The organism is Methanobrevibacter acididurans (assembly GCF_046197875.1).
Taxonomy (GTDB): Archaea; Methanobacteriota; Methanobacteria; order Methanobacteriales; family Methanobacteriaceae; genus Methanobrevibacter_A; species Methanobrevibacter_A acididurans.
In genome coordinates this window covers 1,392,287-1,408,935 of sequence record NZ_CP166991.1, presented here as the reverse complement: position 1 = coordinate 1,408,935, position 16,649 = coordinate 1,392,287, and the positions used below count along the sequence as shown (strand labels likewise).

General features: G+C 27.0%; 20 protein-coding genes. 16 read left to right on the top strand and 4 right to left on the bottom strand.

Annotated elements, in window-relative coordinates:
- Positions 1-162 precede the first annotated feature (162 nt).
- The 6 genes from alaS (at position 163) to ACA135_RS06960 (ending at position 6,230) form a co-directional block, all read left to right on the top strand.
- On the top strand, positions 163-2,886 hold the full coding sequence (alaS, locus tag ACA135_RS06985) for an alanine--tRNA ligase (RefSeq protein WP_409198034.1): 2,724 nt from the start codon (positions 163-165) through the stop codon (positions 2,884-2,886).
- 15 nt (positions 2,887-2,901) lie between these two features.
- Positions 2,902-4,050 carry a tRNA uracil 4-sulfurtransferase ThiI gene (thiI, locus tag ACA135_RS06980; protein WP_409198033.1) on the top strand — a complete coding sequence of 383 codons (1,149 nt, stop codon included), beginning with the start codon at positions 2,902-2,904 and terminating at the stop codon, positions 4,048-4,050.
- Between the two features lie 261 nt (positions 4,051-4,311).
- Positions 4,312-5,409, top strand: a complete 1,098-nt coding sequence (fbp, locus tag ACA135_RS06975; protein ID WP_409198032.1) for a fructose-1,6-bisphosphate aldolase/phosphatase — start codon at positions 4,312-4,314, stop codon at positions 5,407-5,409.
- Positions 5,410-5,470: 61 nt separating this feature from the next.
- Positions 5,471-5,713 (top strand): NAD(P)H-dependent oxidoreductase, encoded by a 243-nt coding sequence (locus ACA135_RS06970; protein WP_409199101.1) that lies wholly within the window; start codon positions 5,471-5,473, stop codon positions 5,711-5,713.
- Positions 5,710-5,832 carry an NAD(P)H-dependent oxidoreductase gene (locus ACA135_RS06965; RefSeq protein WP_409198031.1) on the top strand — a complete coding sequence of 41 codons (123 nt, stop codon included), beginning with the start codon at positions 5,710-5,712 and terminating at the stop codon, positions 5,830-5,832. The genes ACA135_RS06970 and ACA135_RS06965 overlap by 4 nt, the downstream gene beginning before the upstream one ends.
- Entirely contained in the window at positions 5,820-6,230 is a 411-nt protein-coding gene (locus ACA135_RS06960; RefSeq protein WP_409198030.1) for a hypothetical protein, read from the top strand. The genes ACA135_RS06965 and ACA135_RS06960 overlap by 13 nt, the downstream gene beginning before the upstream one ends.
- On the opposite strand, the gene ACA135_RS06955 is transcribed toward ACA135_RS06960, so the two are convergent.
- Together ACA135_RS06955 and pgsA are read right to left on the bottom strand one after the other, a co-directional pair.
- Positions 6,222-6,455 carry a DUF357 domain-containing protein gene (locus ACA135_RS06955; protein ID WP_409198029.1) on the bottom strand — a complete coding sequence of 78 codons (234 nt, stop codon included), beginning with the start codon at positions 6,453-6,455 and terminating at the stop codon, positions 6,222-6,224. The two genes, ACA135_RS06960 and ACA135_RS06955, sit on opposite strands and share 9 nt — an antisense overlap.
- A complete protein-coding gene (gene pgsA, locus ACA135_RS06950; protein ID WP_409198028.1) occupies positions 6,445-7,041 on the bottom strand; it encodes an archaetidylinositol phosphate synthase in 597 nt (198 codons plus the stop codon). The genes ACA135_RS06955 and pgsA overlap by 11 nt, the downstream gene beginning before the upstream one ends.
- A 72-nt stretch (positions 7,042-7,113) precedes the next feature.
- Between pgsA and ACA135_RS06945 the strand changes: the two genes are divergently transcribed.
- From ACA135_RS06945 to ACA135_RS06935, 3 genes are all read left to right on the top strand, one after another.
- Entirely contained in the window at positions 7,114-7,695 is a 582-nt protein-coding gene (locus ACA135_RS06945; protein ID WP_409198027.1) for an L-threonylcarbamoyladenylate synthase, read from the top strand.
- 62 nt (positions 7,696-7,757) lie between these two features.
- Positions 7,758-8,462: a DNA repair and recombination protein RadB gene (gene radB, locus ACA135_RS06940; protein ID WP_409198026.1), complete on the top strand. Its 705-nt coding sequence runs from the start codon at positions 7,758-7,760 to the stop codon at positions 8,460-8,462.
- A gap of 152 nt (positions 8,463-8,614) precedes the next feature.
- Positions 8,615-9,766 (top strand): pyridoxal phosphate-dependent aminotransferase, encoded by a 1,152-nt coding sequence (locus ACA135_RS06935; protein ID WP_409198025.1) that lies wholly within the window; start codon positions 8,615-8,617, stop codon positions 9,764-9,766.
- 116 nt (positions 9,767-9,882) lie between these two features.
- Here the strand turns inward: ACA135_RS06935 and ACA135_RS06930 are convergent, their stop codons facing one another.
- Complete coding sequence (locus ACA135_RS06930; protein WP_409198024.1) at positions 9,883-11,661, bottom strand: ribosome biogenesis/translation initiation ATPase RLI; 1,779 nt, start codon at positions 11,659-11,661, stop codon at positions 9,883-9,885.
- A gap of 152 nt (positions 11,662-11,813) precedes the next feature.
- On the opposite strand from ACA135_RS06930, the gene pth2 reads away from it, so the two are divergent.
- The 5 genes from pth2 to ACA135_RS06905 all read left to right on the top strand — a co-directional run bounded on the left by pth2 (position 11,814) and on the right by ACA135_RS06905 (position 13,903).
- Complete coding sequence (gene pth2 / locus ACA135_RS06925) at positions 11,814-12,152, top strand: peptidyl-tRNA hydrolase Pth2 (protein WP_409198023.1); 339 nt, start codon at positions 11,814-11,816, stop codon at positions 12,150-12,152.
- Between the two features lie 86 nt (positions 12,153-12,238).
- Complete coding sequence (locus ACA135_RS06920) at positions 12,239-12,922, top strand: delta 1-pyrroline-5-carboxylate synthetase (RefSeq protein ID WP_409199100.1); 684 nt, start codon at positions 12,239-12,241, stop codon at positions 12,920-12,922.
- On the top strand, positions 12,910-13,071 hold the full coding sequence (locus ACA135_RS06915; protein WP_409198022.1) for a zinc finger domain-containing protein: 162 nt from the start codon (positions 12,910-12,912) through the stop codon (positions 13,069-13,071). Before ACA135_RS06920 ends, ACA135_RS06915 begins: the two co-directional genes overlap by 13 nt.
- Before the next feature lie 54 nt (positions 13,072-13,125).
- A complete protein-coding gene (locus tag ACA135_RS06910) occupies positions 13,126-13,395 on the top strand; it encodes an elongation factor 1-beta (protein WP_409198021.1) in 270 nt (89 codons plus the stop codon).
- A gap of 112 nt (positions 13,396-13,507) precedes the next feature.
- Positions 13,508-13,903 (top strand): hypothetical protein, encoded by a 396-nt coding sequence (locus ACA135_RS06905; protein ID WP_409198020.1) that lies wholly within the window; start codon positions 13,508-13,510, stop codon positions 13,901-13,903.
- 18 nt (positions 13,904-13,921) lie between these two features.
- Here the strand turns inward: ACA135_RS06905 and ACA135_RS06900 are convergent, their stop codons facing one another.
- Positions 13,922-14,461, bottom strand: a complete 540-nt coding sequence (locus ACA135_RS06900; protein ID WP_409198019.1) for a tetratricopeptide repeat protein — start codon at positions 14,459-14,461, stop codon at positions 13,922-13,924.
- Between the two features lie 207 nt (positions 14,462-14,668).
- On the opposite strand from ACA135_RS06900, the gene ACA135_RS06895 reads away from it, so the two are divergent.
- Positions 14,669-15,388, top strand: a complete 720-nt coding sequence (locus tag ACA135_RS06895) for a Nif3-like dinuclear metal center hexameric protein (protein ID WP_409198018.1) — start codon at positions 14,669-14,671, stop codon at positions 15,386-15,388.
- 452 nt (positions 15,389-15,840) lie between these two features.
- The gene (locus tag ACA135_RS06890; RefSeq protein ID WP_409198017.1) at positions 15,841-16,002 is read left to right on the top strand and encodes a hypothetical protein; all 162 of its coding nucleotides are present in this window, start codon (positions 15,841-15,843) and stop codon (positions 16,000-16,002) included.
- Positions 16,003-16,649 lie beyond the last annotated feature (647 nt).

Sequence of the window (16,649 nt, the reverse complement as noted above, 5' to 3'; positions counted from 1 at the left end):
AAATTTTAAATAATTATTTAATACTAATTTTACAAGAAACCTATTTTTTAGAGAAAATCTTTTTAAATTATTAAACTATATATTATAATAGTATTGATTTTTTACCAATCAATTTTAATTTTATTAAAAATTATTAATTTTATAAAAAAATAGCTGATAATTATGTCTAATATATTAAAAGATTTAGGATACACAAAACAGAAATGTAAAACTTGTGGAAAAGTTTTTTGGTCACAAATTAATCGGGATACTTGTGGGGATGCTCCTTGTGATGAATATGAATTTATAGGAAATCCTGCTACAACTAAAGGTTATAATTTATATGAAATTCAAAAAACTTTCAAAGAATTCTTTGAAGAACGTGGTCACACACCAATATCTCGATATCCCATACTTGCAAAAAGATGGAGAGATGATGTATTTTTAGTTGGAGCTACAATATTTCTTTTCCAACCTTGGGTAACTTCAGGTTTAGTTGACCCTCCAGCAAATCCTTTAACTATTGCACAACCTTCTATACGTTTAAATGATGTGGATAATGTGGGTCGAACAGGTAGACATATGACTTGTTTTACAATGGGAGCACATCATGCATTTAATTCTCCTGGAAATGATATTTATTGGAAAGATCAAACAGTTCAATATTGTCATGATTTTATTAAATCAATTGGAATAAATACAGAAGATATAACTTTCATAGAATCTTGGTGGCAAGGAGGAGGAAACGAGGGTCCATGTTATGAAGTAATGGTTCGAGGGGTAGAATTAGCTACTCTTGTTTTCATACAATATAAAACATTACCAAATGGGGAAAAAGAAGAAATCCCATTAAAAGTAGTTGATACTGGTTATGGATTAGAAAGATTTGCATGGATTTCACAAGGTACACCAACAGCTTATGATGCGTGTTTTGGGCCAGTCATAGATAAACTTAAAGAATTAACCAATGTTAAAGTTAATGAGGAAATTTTAGCTGAAAATGCTCAAATTGCTGGAATGATGGATATAGAAAGTTATGCTGATATTCGTCAACTACGTGAAAAAGTAGCAAAAAAATTAGAAATATCTATGGAAGAATATTTAGAATCTGCTTTACCAATGGAAGCAATTTACATAATAGCAGATCATACAAGATGTTTAGCATTTATGTTAACTGACGGTATAATACCTTCAAATGTTAAAGAAGGATACCTTGCAAGATTAGTTTTACGTAGAACAATACGTTTTATGAAAGAGTTAAACATGAAAGAATCTTTATCTGATATAATGAAAATTCAATTAGATTTCTTAAATGATTTTTATCCTGAAATCAAAGAATCTCAAGAACATATCATGAACATTATAAACCTTGAAGAAGATAGATATGAAAAAACTATTAAAAAAGGACGTAAAGTTGTAAAAAGAACAATCAAAAAACTTAAAAAAGATGGAATATCTAGCATGCCTCTTGAAACTTTAATTGACTTATATGATGCTCATGGAATGCCTCCTGAAACAGTGCAAGAGTTTGCAACAAAAGATTTTGAAGTTAATATTCCTGACAATTTCTTTACTCAAGTTGCAGCAATGCATGAATCTGAAGAAGTTAAAGAAAAAGAAGATTTTAAAATCGATGCTCCTGAAACAGATTTATTATTCTATAAAGATTTCCATCAAAAAGAAGCAACTGCAAAAATATTAAATGTTGTTAATAAAGATGGTAAATTAAATGTAATAGTAGATAGGACTGTTTTCTACCCAGAAGGTGGAGGTCAACCTTCAGATAAAGGTATTATTTCTATTGATGATAAAGAATTTAAGGTTAGTTATGCTTCAAAAATGAATAATATAGTTTTACATCAAATTGATATTAGTGAGGATGAAGAATTTGATGTTATAGAAAACACTCTTAACGATTTAATTGGAAAAGAAATTAAAGAACAAATCGATTGGACTAGACGTATTACTTTAGCTAGACATCATACAGCTACTCATTTAGTTGTTGCAGCTGCAAAAAAAGTATTAGGTGATCATATATGGCAAGCAGGGGCACAAAAAGGTTTAACTCATTCCCGTATAGATTTATCTCATTATAAACGTATTTCACAAGAAGAACTTTACCAAATTGAAAAAATTGCTAATGAATTAGTAATGGAAAATATTGAACTTGATATTAACTGGATGACACGTAATGAAGCAGAAAAAACTTATGGGTTTGTTCTTTATCAAGGGGGTATTGTCCCTGGTGAAAATATACGTGTAGTGAAAATACCTGGAATAGATGTGCAAGCTTGTGCTGGTACTCATGTATTAAGAACTGGTGATGTGGGTCCTATAAAAATTAATAAAACAGAAAGAGTTCAAGATGGGGTTGAAAGAATTGATTTTTCAGCAGGTCTTGCTGCAGTAGATTCTATTCAATCTGATAAAACTTACTTAAAAAATAGTTCAAATATTTTTAAAGTAAATAATGATCAGTTATCTAAAACTTGTGAAAGATTTTTCACAGAGTGGAAAGTTCAAAAAAATGAAATCAAAAAACTTCAAAATGAAATTGCATCTTTAAAAATTAATAATTTAACAGATAATTTAATAGAAGTTAATGATTTATCTGTACTCAAACAAATCATTGATGGGGATATTAAAGAATTACAAAATATTGCAACTGATTTCACTGATAATAATAAAGCAGATATAGTATTTTTAGGTAATAATAATGGTAAAATTGTAGGTGCTGCTTCTACTAAAGCTATTGATAATGGTATTAAAATCAATGATATAATTCGGGAATCAGCAATTATTCTTGGTGGTGGGGGCGGTGGTCGTCCAAACCTTGCACAAGGAGCAGGAAAAAATAATGAAAAGATGAATGAAGCTTTAGATAAAGCTTTAGATTTATTGAGTTAAAGGATAGTAAAGTTTATGAATTATGATTTGATAATAGCACGTTATGGTGAAGTAGGCCTTAAAAGTCATAAAGTTCGAAGTAGATTTGAAAAACGTTTAATAAGAAATATGGAATCAAGTATTGAAGCTGAAATTGATATTGATCAAGCAAGAATTTTTATATTTCCTCAAAATTTTGATGATGCTATAAATAAATTATCCAAAATTTTTGGGGTAGTTTCATATTCTCCAGCTGTAGCTACTCACACTACATTTGATGAAGTAGAAGATACTTTATTAAAATATGTTGATGAACTTGAAAAGAATAATCTGATAAATCCGAATACAAAGTTTGCTATCAGATGTCGCAGAGTAGGAACTCATGATTTTACTTCTCAAGAATTTGCTGCATTTGCTGGAAGTGTTGTAGTGAAAAAGCTTGGTTGTCCTGTTGATTTATCAAATCCAGATTTAGAAATCTTTATTGAAGTAAGGGATAATGATACTTATATTTATCATGAAAAAATTCCAGGTCCGGGAGGTTTACCTTTGGGAACACAAGGTAAAGTTGTAGTTCTTCTATCTAGTGGGATTGATTCTCCAGTTGCGGCTTATTTAATGATGAAAAGAGGTTGCCAAGTTATAGCATTATACTGTGATAATGCTCCTTATACAAGTTCTAAGGCTTTAAAGAAGAATGAGGATATTATTAATCAATTACAAACTTATGCTTCCGGTGCTCCAATTAAAAGACGTATTGTTAAATATGGTGATTATTTAAGTAAATGTCAAAATGATGCTCCTAGTAGAATGACTTGTATTTTATGTAAATCTGGAATGTATCAACTAGCAGCTATGTTAGCTAAAGATATGCATGCTTTAGCAATTGTTGATGGTAATAGTTTAGGGCAAGTGGCAAGTCAAACTTTACCTAATATTTTAGCTACACGTGAAGATGTTGATGTTCCAATATTTAGTCCACTTATTGGTATGGATAAAGTTGAAATTTCTCGTATTGCAGAGAAAATAGGTACATTTGATATTTCTAAACTTGATGATGGTGGTTGTAAAGCTGTTCCTAGATACCCTGAAACTAATGCCAATATTAATCAAGTTCATGAAGCAAGAGAAAATATGGGTCAGAAAACAGAAATTTTAAATGCTTTTAAAACTATTAAATTTTAATTTTTATTTTTTTAGATTTTTAATTTTATAAACTCTACTTTTTTTTTTTTGAATTGTAATAATAATGATTAAATAAGATAATTTTTAAATGTAATATTGTTAATTGAATACTTATAATTTAAGTTAATAAAATTTTTTGACTAAAAAATTATGAATTCAATCATAACTTAAAAAAAATATAATAAAAATTTATTATAATAAATTAACTAAAAAATATTTAGTTAAATTATGTAATACTCTTAATTTTTGAGGTGATGTAAATTGAAAACAACAGTTAGTGTAATTAAAGCAGATATTGGAAGTGTCTCAGGACATTGTGTAGCTCACCCAGCATTAATAGATAAATGTGAAGAAGTTTTAACAGATGCAATGGAAAGTTCAATTATAGAAGATTTCTATATAACCCGTTGTGGTGATGATATTGATCTTATTATGACTCATAAAAATGGGGAATTAAATGAAGAAGTTCATAGAACTGCATATGATGCATTTATGAAAGCAACTGAAATTGCAAGAGAATTAAAACTTTATGGTGCAGGTCAAGATTTATTATCTGATACTTTCTCTGGAAACATTAAAGGTATGGGTCCAGGAGTAGCAGAAATGGAATTTAAAGAAAGACCAAGTGATCCTGTTATTGTCTATTGTTGTGATAAAACAGAACCAGGTGCTTTTAATTTACCAATATTTAAAATGTTTGCAGATCCATTCAATACAGCAGGATTAGTTATTGATCCTAGTTTACATGATGGATTCAAATTTGAAGTATATGATGTAATGGAACATACAAAAGTTATTCTTGATTGTCCTGAAGAAATGTATGATTTACTTGCATTAATCGGTTCAACTGGAAGATATGTAATTAAAAGAGTATGGAAAAAGAATGGTGAAATCGCAGCAGCAATAAGTACTGAAAGATTAAACCTTATGGCTGGAGAATATGTTGGAAAAGATGATCCTGCAGCAATTGTAAGAGCACAATCCGGATTCCCAGCTAATGGTGAAGTAGTAGAACCATTTTCATTCCCTCATATGGTTAGTGGATGGATGAGAGGTTCTCATAATGGACCTATTATGCCTGTTAGTCAAGAAAATGCAAATCCTATCAGATTTGATGGACCTCCACGGATAATTGGTTTAGGTTTCCAAGTAGCTGATGCACAATTAATTGGTCCAGTAGACTTATTTGATGACCCTGCATTTGATGAAGCAAGAAAACAATCTTCACAAGTTGCAAATTATATCAGAAGACATGGTCCTTTCGAACCACACCGATTACCTAGTGAAGAAATGGAATATACCTCATTACCTGGTGTAATGAAAAAATTAGAACCAAGATTCACAAAAATGGATGAATAAATATATTTTATCATCCAAATATATTCTTTTTTTTAAAATTTTATAAAAGAAGGTTTTTTTAATTAATATTTTAATTATTAATGGAAGCCCTAGAAAAGGCAATACTTGGGAAGTTGTAAAAGAAATAAAATCCTTTCTAAATACTAAAGAATCTTCTATTCAATTTGAAGAAATACATTTAAAAGATAATAATCTCCCTTTTTGTAAAGGATGTTATAATTGTTTTGAGAAAGGAGAAAATTACTGCCCTCATTTCAGAGAATATGCTGAATTGTTGATAAAATTAAATCATGTGACGGTTTGATTTTAACTAGTCCAGTATATGCTTTAAATGTTTCAGCATTAATGAAAAACTTCATAGATCATACCTCCTACTTTTACCATAGACCCTATTTTTTGATAAAACTGCATTGGTTGTTGTAACAACTGCAGGTGATGGTTTAAAAAAAGTTACTAATTACTTATCTGAAACATTAAGAAATTATGGATTTAATAAAACTTATAAATTAAATCTTAAGATTCATAATCAAAAATTAAATGAAAAAGATCTAAATAAAGTTCATAAAATATCTAATAATTGGTTTAATGATTTACAAGTTCATAAACTCAATAATCCTTCATTTAAAGCGATTTTTTATTATAACTTATGGAAAAATATGGCGATTCATGATATGAGCACAAAATTAGATAAAGATTATTGGAACTTAACAAATTTAAAAAATTATTATTTTGCACCAAATATTCCGCTAAATCCTTTTAAAAAATTTTTTGGAATGATACTTTCTAAAATTTTAGGCATGGTTTTTAAAAAATTAAATTAAATCATGTATCATTCTTATAGCATCTAAAAGACCATGACTATATTCAATACATCCAAAAGATGTTCTCATATCTTTTTTATCTAAATAATATTTTGAATCATTTTTATAATCAATTGCTCGTGCAATAACTTCTTCTTCTTTAGTGTTAACTTTAATTTTTTCGACTTGTTTTAAACTATTTTCTAATTTTTCAATATCAATAGCTATCTTTTCTTCAGTTTCCATTTTTATTGTTTCCTTCTATTTTAAATTGTTTATAACTGTGGTAAAATCTTTGTGCAACTGTGAAATAAGATAATATCATTAATACAATTAAGAAATAATTGAATATTATAGGATTATTGCATATTGCACTTACAATTGAACCAATCATTATTATTATTAATCTAACAGCTCTTTCAGCTATTCCAGTATTACATTCGATGCCTTGTGATTCTGAACGTGCTTTAACATAACTAACCATAATTGCGGAGTGTATAAGTAATATTCCAAGTAACCAATTACAATAACCTCCAAATATTATACCTATAATAAGAATAGCATCTGAAATTCTATCCATTGTAGAATCAAAAAAAGCTCCAAATTTGGAAGCTCTATTATGATATCTTGCAACAGCTCCATCAGCAACATCTAAAAAACCACTAAGTAATATAAAAATTGTTGCCAATATTAATAAATGTTTGCTGAAAGAATATGCTGCAGCTAATGCTATAAAAGGAGATATTAATGTTAAAATATTTGGATTAATATTCATTCTTTTTGCAAAGGGTTCTAATATTTTTGTTAGTAATGGTCTTAAATTTTCAAGCATAATTTTTATTATATAGATTTAATAATATATATTTTAGTGGAAATTAAAAACTATTTTTTTGGTTAGATTTTTATGAAAGTGTTTAAGTTAAACCCTAATAATCCAGATATGGACTTGATTAATGAAGCTATCAATATTTTATCAATTGGTGGAGTTATATTATATCCAACTGATACAGTTTATGGGTTAGGTGCTAATATTTTTGATAAATTTGCAGTTAAAAGAATTTATAATATTAAAAAGCGTCCACATGATAAACCTATGTCTATAAGTGTATCTAACATTAAAGATATATCTATAATCTCAAACTTATCTCAAAATCAAGAAGAATTAATTAAAAATTATCTTCCAGGACCTTATACTTTTATTTTAAATAAAAAACCAATAGTTCCGAATTTCGTCACACCAAACACATATACTGTTGGAATAAGAATTCCAGATTCTAAAATTTCTAGAATGTTAAGTTGTAATTTCCCTATTATTACTACAAGTGCAAATGTGTCTAATTTAAAAACTTTAAATAATCCTAAGGATATTCTTAAGCAGTTAAATGTTGATGTTGATTTAGTTTTGGATGTTGGAACTTTAAATAATTCAAAGCCTTCTAAGATTATTGATTTAACTAAAATTGATCCAGTTATAATTAGAGATTAAAATTTTTTATTTATTTAAAAATTATTATAATATAAATAATATATATAAAATATGTGAATCTTATGAAAGTATTATCAAATGTTAAGGGTAAAGATAAAATACCTACTAATTCTCCTTTAGATTTAATTTTGGATGGTGGGATTGAAAGAAGAAGTATAACTCAATTTTATGGTCCTCCAGGTTCAGGTAAAACTAATGTTGTCTTAAATTTAGCAGTGCAAGTTGCAAAAAATGATAAGAAAGTTGCTTATGTTGATACTGAAGGTGGAATGTCTGTAGATCGTATTAAACAATTATCTAAGTCTGATTTTCAAAAAGTTGCAGGAAATATTGTTGTTTTTGAACCTAATACTTTTGAAGAGCAAGAAGATGATTTAAAAATTATTGAATCTTGGATATCTTCTAATAAAGATGATGTAGATTTATTAATTATTGATTCTGCAGTAGCACTTTATCGTTTAATTGAAGTTAAAAATTCAAAATCTAATAAAGATTTAGGGAGACAAATGGGGCAACTTTCACGTTTATCTCGTAAATTTAATGTGGCTGTAGTTGTTACAAATCAAATATATGCTTCTTTTGATGATGATGATTCAAATAATGTTGTACCTGTTGGTGGAACTATACTTCAATACTGGAGTAAAGCTATTATTGAATTAAAACGTTCATTAGTTATAGGTAAACGTATTGCAATACTTAGACGTAGTAAAACTTCTGTTGAGGGTAAAACTATAGAATTTAAAATTACTGATGATGGTATAGATTAATTTTAACCATTTTTTTATTTTTTGTTAAATTTTCTTTGTTTTTATAAAAAATTTTATTAACAAGTTAAAAGATATACTTCTATGAATATTTAATTTATAAAAAATTTTTTATTATTTTTAATGAAAATGTTTTTATATATTTAGTGATAGTTATGATTCCAAAAAAAGAACATGGGAAAAAACTAAGAAAAGCTCCTAAAGGATTTAAAACAGCTAATGATTTCTTTGAAGAACTTTTCCTTGATAAAGATTTAATATGGATGGGTCAAAATACTAACCACTTACATGATGAAAACTTTGTAAGAGATGCTATGATTAAAGCTGTGGAAAGTAAAGATTATTGTAAATATCCTCCACCCGAAGGTCTCAGTGAATTAAAAGAATTAGTCTTAAAAGATTTGGATCTTGAAGATATGGATTTAGTTATTACTGCAGGAGCAACAACCGCTCTTTATTATTGTATGAGTGATTTATTAAGTCCAAATGATAATGTTATTTCTCCAGATCCAGGTTATTTGATTATTGATAATTTTGCTAGTCGTTTTGCTAAAGAAGTTAAATCTATACCTATTTATAATGAAGAATGTGGTTATAAATTAACTCCTGATTTAGTAAAAGAAAATATGGATGAGAATACTGGTCTTATTATTTTAATTGATCCTTTAAACCCATTAGGTGGTGCATATACTGAGGATGAAATTAAAGAATTTGCAAAAATCGCTAAAGATAATGATTTATTTTTATTACATGATATTACTTATAGAGATTTTTCTAGAAAACATTATCTTGCGGCAAATTATGCCCCAGAAAACACCATAACTGTTTATAGTTTTTCTAAAATTTTTGGTATGGCTGGAATTAGAGTAGGTGCTTTAGTTTCAACTCATGAAGTTATGAATTCAGTTAGACAAGTTTTAATTGATGATTTAGGAACAAATGTTATAGCACAATATGGTGCTATTGAAGCACTTAAATCTAAACCAGATTGGATAGATTATGTGAAAGATACAACATTTAATAATCAAAAAATTATTAAAGATGCAGTGGATGAGTGTGATGGTGTCTTTATAGTTAGATATCCATCTGATGCTAATATGTTGGCTATTGACCTTTCAGGTGCGAATATTAATCCTAAAGATATGTCAAAATACTTATTAGAACGTAATGTATTTACTCGTGAAGGACAGTATACTAGTAAAAAATTTGGTGATAAATATTTACGTGTTAGTTTTTCTGTTCCACCTGAAGATGTAAAGGTTTTTGCTGATGAATTTAAAAAAGCAGTAAAAGTTTTACGAAAATAATTTTTTATATTTTTTTTAATTTAATGAAGAATTTTTTGGGTTTTTTAAAAACCCAAATTTTTTTAATAAATACTTTTTTTTAAAATTTTATTGTATTATTTATAAAGTATGTTATTTTATTCTACTTTTAAATAGTAATATTCACCTTGTTCTTTTTGTTCTCTATCAAGGTAACTATCTAATTTATTAACTCTTGGACGTTTTGTTTCTTTATCTCGTCTAAATGTTATGTTTAAATCTTTTAAAAATATATTCATGGAAGTTCTAAGATCTGAGGGTGCTGTTGCATTACCATTTAATCCGGGTTCACCTTGGAATACCATTGCTCTGTCGGATACATAATCAATAAATACTATATCATGATCTATAATTAATGAAGCAGCATTTTTACTTTCTACAATTTTGCTTATTGTTCTTCCAGCGGTTAATCTTTGTTCTACATCTAAAAATGCTGTTGGTTCATCAAATAGGTATATATCAGCATCTTTTGCTAAAGTTGTTGCTACTGCAACTCTTTGTAGTTCCCCACCACTTAAATCTTTAATATTTTTATCTAATAATTCATCAAGTGCAAATGGTTTTCCTATTTCACTTTTAAATATATTTGAACCATAAGTTGGTGCATTCATATATAAAAAGCTTTCTACTGTGCCTTCAAAGTCTGAAACAATATATTGAGGTTTGTAAGCTATTTTAACTTTTTGTTCTACTCTACCTTTGTTTGCTTCTTCTTCACCAGCTAATATTTTTGCAAATGTTGTTTTTCCCATTCCATTGGATCCAAATGCGGTTACTATTTCATCATGATAAATTTCTCCAGCTTCTGCATTTAATTCAAATCCTTTAAATTTTTTATTAATATCAGAATAGTTGGTTAATATATTTCCTTCATCTTCTGGGGTTGGTGGTCTTATATCGAATTCTATTGGTTTATTTCGTATTCTTACATTTTCTTCTTTTAGGAATCCATTAATGTAAGCATTTATTCCTACTCTTACTCCTTTCATACTTGAAACTACACCGTATGCTCCAGGTTGACCGTATAATACATGAATGTTATCACTTAATGCATCTAATGTTGCAAGATCGTGTTCTATGATTAGTACTGTTTTATTATCTTCTGCTAGTGATCTTATTACTTTAGTTGCATTAATTCTTTGTCTTACATCTAACCATGATGTGGGTTCATCAAAGTAATAAAAATCACCTTCTCGTAGTACAGTTGCTGCTATGGCCACTTTTTGAAGTTCTCCTCCACTAAGGTTTTTCATATCTCTTTCTAACACACTTTCTAAGTCTAAATTTTCCACTATGTAATCAAATTGGTTTCTTTCATCTACATTGGTTAGTAATGTTTTTACATTACCTTTAACTACTTTAGGTAGTTGATCTACCATTTGTGGTTTGTGTATTGTTTTTATTTCTCCTTTTTGTAAACTTTTGAAGTAATTTTGTAATGAAGAACCTTTGTAATATTCTATTACTTCGTCCCAATTTCCTGGTTTTTCAAAGTTTCCTAAATTTGGTATTATTTCTCCGGAAAGTATGTTCATTATTGTGGATTTTCCTATTCCATTTTGCCCCAGTAAACCAACTACTTTTCCTTGTTTTAGTGTTGGTAATCCGAATAATTCAAATTGATTTTGTCCAAATCGGTGTATTGGGTCTTCTAATGCTTCTGGTAAATTTATTACTTTTATTGCTTCAAATGGGCATCTATTTGTGCAGATTCCACATCCAGAACATAGCTCTTCGGATATTAATGGTTTTTTATTGCTTTCATTTATTACTATTGTGTCTTCATCCATTCGGACTCCTGGACAGTACTCTATACAAACATAGTTACATTTTTTGGGTTGGCATCTATCTTGGTCTAATATAGAAATTCTACTCATTTTTAATCTCTTTTCCCTTTATATTTTTGTGATTTTATTGTTATTTTGAAAAAAATAATTTTTTATTAATTTTTAGTATTATGAGTTATATATTTATTAAAGATTATGTTTAAATATTTGTATATGTTAATTAAATTTGAGATGATTTTTAAATGAAACAAGTTATTGTTGTTCGTAATGATCTTAAGATGGGTAAAGGTAAATTAGCTGCTCAATGTTGTCATGCTTGTCTTGGATCTTATGAAAAAGTTAATTCTAGTGTGATTCGTCGATGGGAGTCTGAGGGTTCAGCTAAGGTTGTTCTTAAGGTTTCTTCTTTAGATGATCTTTTTGTTATTAAAGAAATGGCTAAGAAAAATAATATTCCTAATTTTTTAGTAACTGATGCTGGAAGAACCCAGTTACCTACATCAACTATTACATGTTTGGGTATTGGGCCTGATGAAGATGAAATTATTGATAAGGTCACTCAAGATTTAAAGTTGTTATGAGTTAACTATCAATTTAATTATAAACTTCTTTATTTAAATGATACTTAATTTTTATTAAGAATATTGTTTTTGAAAAATTAGTTTTGGTGATAAAAATTATTGATTGGGTTATAAAAATTGGAGGAAGTTTATTTCCAGAAAGTGCAATATCTCTTATAAATGAATTAGAAGGAACTAATACATTACTTGTTATTGGTGGGGGAGATTTTGCAAACTTAATAAGAAAATATGATATGGAAATAGGATTTTCTAATGATGTTACTCATGAAACTGCTATAAATTCAATGGATATATTGGCTAAACTATTAAATGATAAATTTAATTTTACAAAATTAGCTAAAACAATTAATCAAGCAGTAAAAATATCAAATGATGGTCAAATACCCATTTTGTTATGTTCTGAGTTATTACTGATTGAAGATCCTTTTGAACATACTTGGGATGTGACTTCGGATTCTATTGCAGCATATATTTCACACCTCATAAATGCAAAACTTTTAATAGCAACAAATGTAAATGGTATATATACTCGACAACCTACACTAGAGGGGTCCAAATTTATTAAAGAAATTGATGTAAAAAAACTACTAACTTTTGAAGAATCATCAATTGACTTAATGTTGCCCTCTACTTTAATACGATTCGAGTCTGATTGTTACATTGTTAATGGAAACTTTCCTAAGAGAGTTTTATCAATAATTACAAATCAAGGGAACTTTAATGCGTTCCCATATACATATATTAAAGGTGATAAAAAATGGAAAAAATAATTTGCCAATCTTGTAAACAAGAAATACCACAAATTGAACCTTATGTTCAATTTAAATGTCCACAATGTGGTAAACTCATCGCTAGATGTGAAAAATGTCGAACTTTCGGTCACTCTTATAAATGTGACTGTGGATTTGAAGGACCATAAGATTAAAATTTAATTTTTAATCTTATTTTTTACTATTTAATTGGAGGAATGATTATGGGAGATGTTGTAGCAACTATTAAAGTAATGCCTGTAAGCCCAGAAACTGATTTAGAACAATTAAAATCAGATATTAAATCTAACATACCTGATGATGCAGAATTTTACCAAATTGAAGAAGAACCTATAGCTTTTGGTTTAGTAGCTTTAAATACTATGGTTGTTGTTGATGATGGTGAAGGTGGATCTGAATCTACTGAAGCAGCTTTAAGTAATCTTAAAGATGTTGAAAGTATTCAAGTAACTGATGTTAGAAGATTAATGTAAAAATTTTATAGTTTTTACGTTAAACTTAACTTTTTTTAAATTTTTTATTATACTATTTTAGTATAAAAATTAACATAGCTTTTTTTATAGATAATTAATTAAATATTATATTATGTCATTATTTAATAAAGACTCTGCAAAAGAAAAAGTTAAAGAATTGACTGGAGGATTTTCATTAAGTCAAGACTTTAAAAATAAATTAGAGTCAAATGGTTTAGATGTGGAATATGGTCCTAAAATTCAATTATTGCTAAAACAAGATGTTAATAATGGTTTACCTGAAAATCAGGTAGAGGATCTTTTAAATTTTTATATTAAAAAAGCAGTATTAGAAAAGATTGAAAATCAAAATGTTGAAGAACATAATATTGAAAATGAAGATATTTCAATTAAACAAATTAAAAAAGAATTAGATAATTTAAATTATCAAAATCAAATTTTAGTTAAGCAAATTGAAATTTTAAAAAAACAAAATGATGATATTTTAAAAATGTTAAATGAAAAATAAACTTAATCATGAAAAAAGTTAAGTTTTACTTTTTATTAAATTCTTAATTTCTTCAATTTTAGGGTTATATGGATTTATATTTAAAATAATTTCACATATATTCAATGATTTTGCATAATCTTTCATTTCATTTAAAATTTTTACTTTTAAAGTTAAAATTTCTAGATTATTTGGATTAACTTTTAATCCTTTATTGCAGGTATTTAATGCTTCTTGAAATTTCTCTTGTTTTTTATAAATTTCTGCTTCTTTAATTATTGCTGATAAATTATTTTTATCTTTTTTTAAAATATAATTAGTATATTTATGTGCATTATCATAATTTTCTTTTTTGCAGTTGTTTTCTGCTATTTTTATTAGTATCATTTTCCAATAATTTAATAAAATGATTAATGTTAATACAATAGATAAGAATGCAACATTCCAATCATTTATTATTAAGCTTATTAAAAATATTATTATTAAAGCACCTAAAAATAAATTATCGTACCATTGCCACATTTTTGCTTTTTTTCTTCCTCTTTTGTAACTTTCATGGTACAATGTTTTAATATTCATTTTTTTACTCCTATAATTTTTTAAAAAGTTATTTTCTTTTAAACATTTTTATATTCTGATCTTGTGTATAAATACTTTTTTACTAATTTGTAATACTTTTTTAATCATTTTTTAAAAATAGTATTATTTACTTTTTATTTTTATAAAAACTATTTAAATAATAAAAATATAATCCTTATTAATAATAAGAAAAAAGTGAAAAATATTATGTTAACTATAAATATTTTCAAAGCTATTGATGAAATGATTCCTAAAGAATTAGCTTTAAAAGAAGATAAAATAGGATATTTTGGAATAAATTACCAAAATTCCGAAATAAAAAACATCAAAATCATGATGGATATATTACCCAAAAATGATGACTCTTTCAATAAAGGAGATTTAGTTATAACACATCATCCTCCAATTTTCACACCAAGAACACCAACATATACAGTCCACACAAACTGGGATGTTTATAAAGGAGGATCTAGTGATGCATTAGCTAAAAGCTTAAACTTAAAGGTAATGTCAACATTTGATATTACAACAGGTTTAGGACGTATATGCTCATGTTACCGGACACTTGAAGAAATTTTAAACACAGTTTCTCAAAGATTTAATGAAGAAAATACAAGAGTGATTAATGGTAGAAATCCTAATAAAATTGTAAAAAAAATTGCTATTTTAGCAGGAAATGGATTAAGCAACTTAAATTACATAAAGTTAGCAAAAGAAAGAAATGTTGATGTTTTTATATCTGGAGATTTAAATCATCAATCAAGTATTTTAGCTGAAAAATTAAACTTAACATTAATTGATTTATCTCATTATTATAGTGAAATACCTGGATTATATGCTTTAGCAGATTTAATATCTTCAATTGGTATTCCTATTGAAGTGATAGATCCTGGTGTTCCATGGGATTATATTAAAAACTTAAAATAAATTAAAAAATTTTTTCATAAATTTTTCAAGGTATTTATTTTTTTATCATACATAATTAATAATATTTTGAATATTATTATTACTTATTTATAATAAATGTTTTTTTAATATTAAAATTTTCATGAAAATGGAGATTTATAAATAAATTATGTAGTACGGTATTAAGATTAGGAGTGATGAACTTGATTAATTATAAAATTATTGAATTATCTGAACTAAAATTTTCATTATATAAAGTTCAAAAATTTTGGTTTTGTAGAAACCCTTTATTTTTTTTCTAATTTTTTTTCAATTGAAATTGTACCTTGATGTTTTTGTTTTTTCGATTTCTTTTAATTTAGTTTTAAGAAGTTTTAAGAAGGTTTCAAGTCTTTACACTTGAAATAGTACCTATGATATTTAAAATAAGTAAAGAATAAGTATTAATATTAAAATGGAGAATAAATATTAATATGACAAATAAAAACATCCATTCTCCAAGTAATTATTTGTTTTCTAAGCAATTAAATCTTTCGGATTTTAACTTTGAAAAACCTGCAAAAAATTTTATAAAAAGACATTTAAAAAATCATAATGAAGATTTAACAAATAATCAACTGTTAAAATATCATTGAAACCACATTTATACTATGCAAAAATAAGTTTAAATACTTATTCTAATTATTTTAGCAATCATTTTATACACACAACCATGTTTTATTCACTATTTTAGCACTTAAAATTTATACAAAAAGCACATATCGTGAATATAACTCAATTTTTACAATTATCATGACCAATATAATTAAATATTTACGGATAAAAAAGGTCCCACACTACACCACAATCCAAAAATTCTTCCAAAAACTACCATCTGGTACTTTAAGAAAAATCAACCAAATTAATATTATCCCAACATGATATAAGTGGAGAAATAATAGCCCTAGATGGATCAGGATTCACCAACGATTATGCTGACAAATATTATGCAATAATACGAGCCAAAGAAACGAAAAAGCTATGTTAAAAACCATATCGCAATAGACATAAAAACTCGTTTAATCCTCAATTATGCAACTCAAAGAGGACCTAGAAGTGACACCAAGTTCGCAATCAATTCCATAAGACAAACAAAAAAATATCACCCCCTCATTACATATTAGCAGACATGAGCATACGACACAGAACCCCATAAGAAAATGTATAAACGAATACACAGGAGCTTTCAACCATAATACCAATTAAAACTAGAGCCAAAAAAGGACACTACAGACTTAACAGC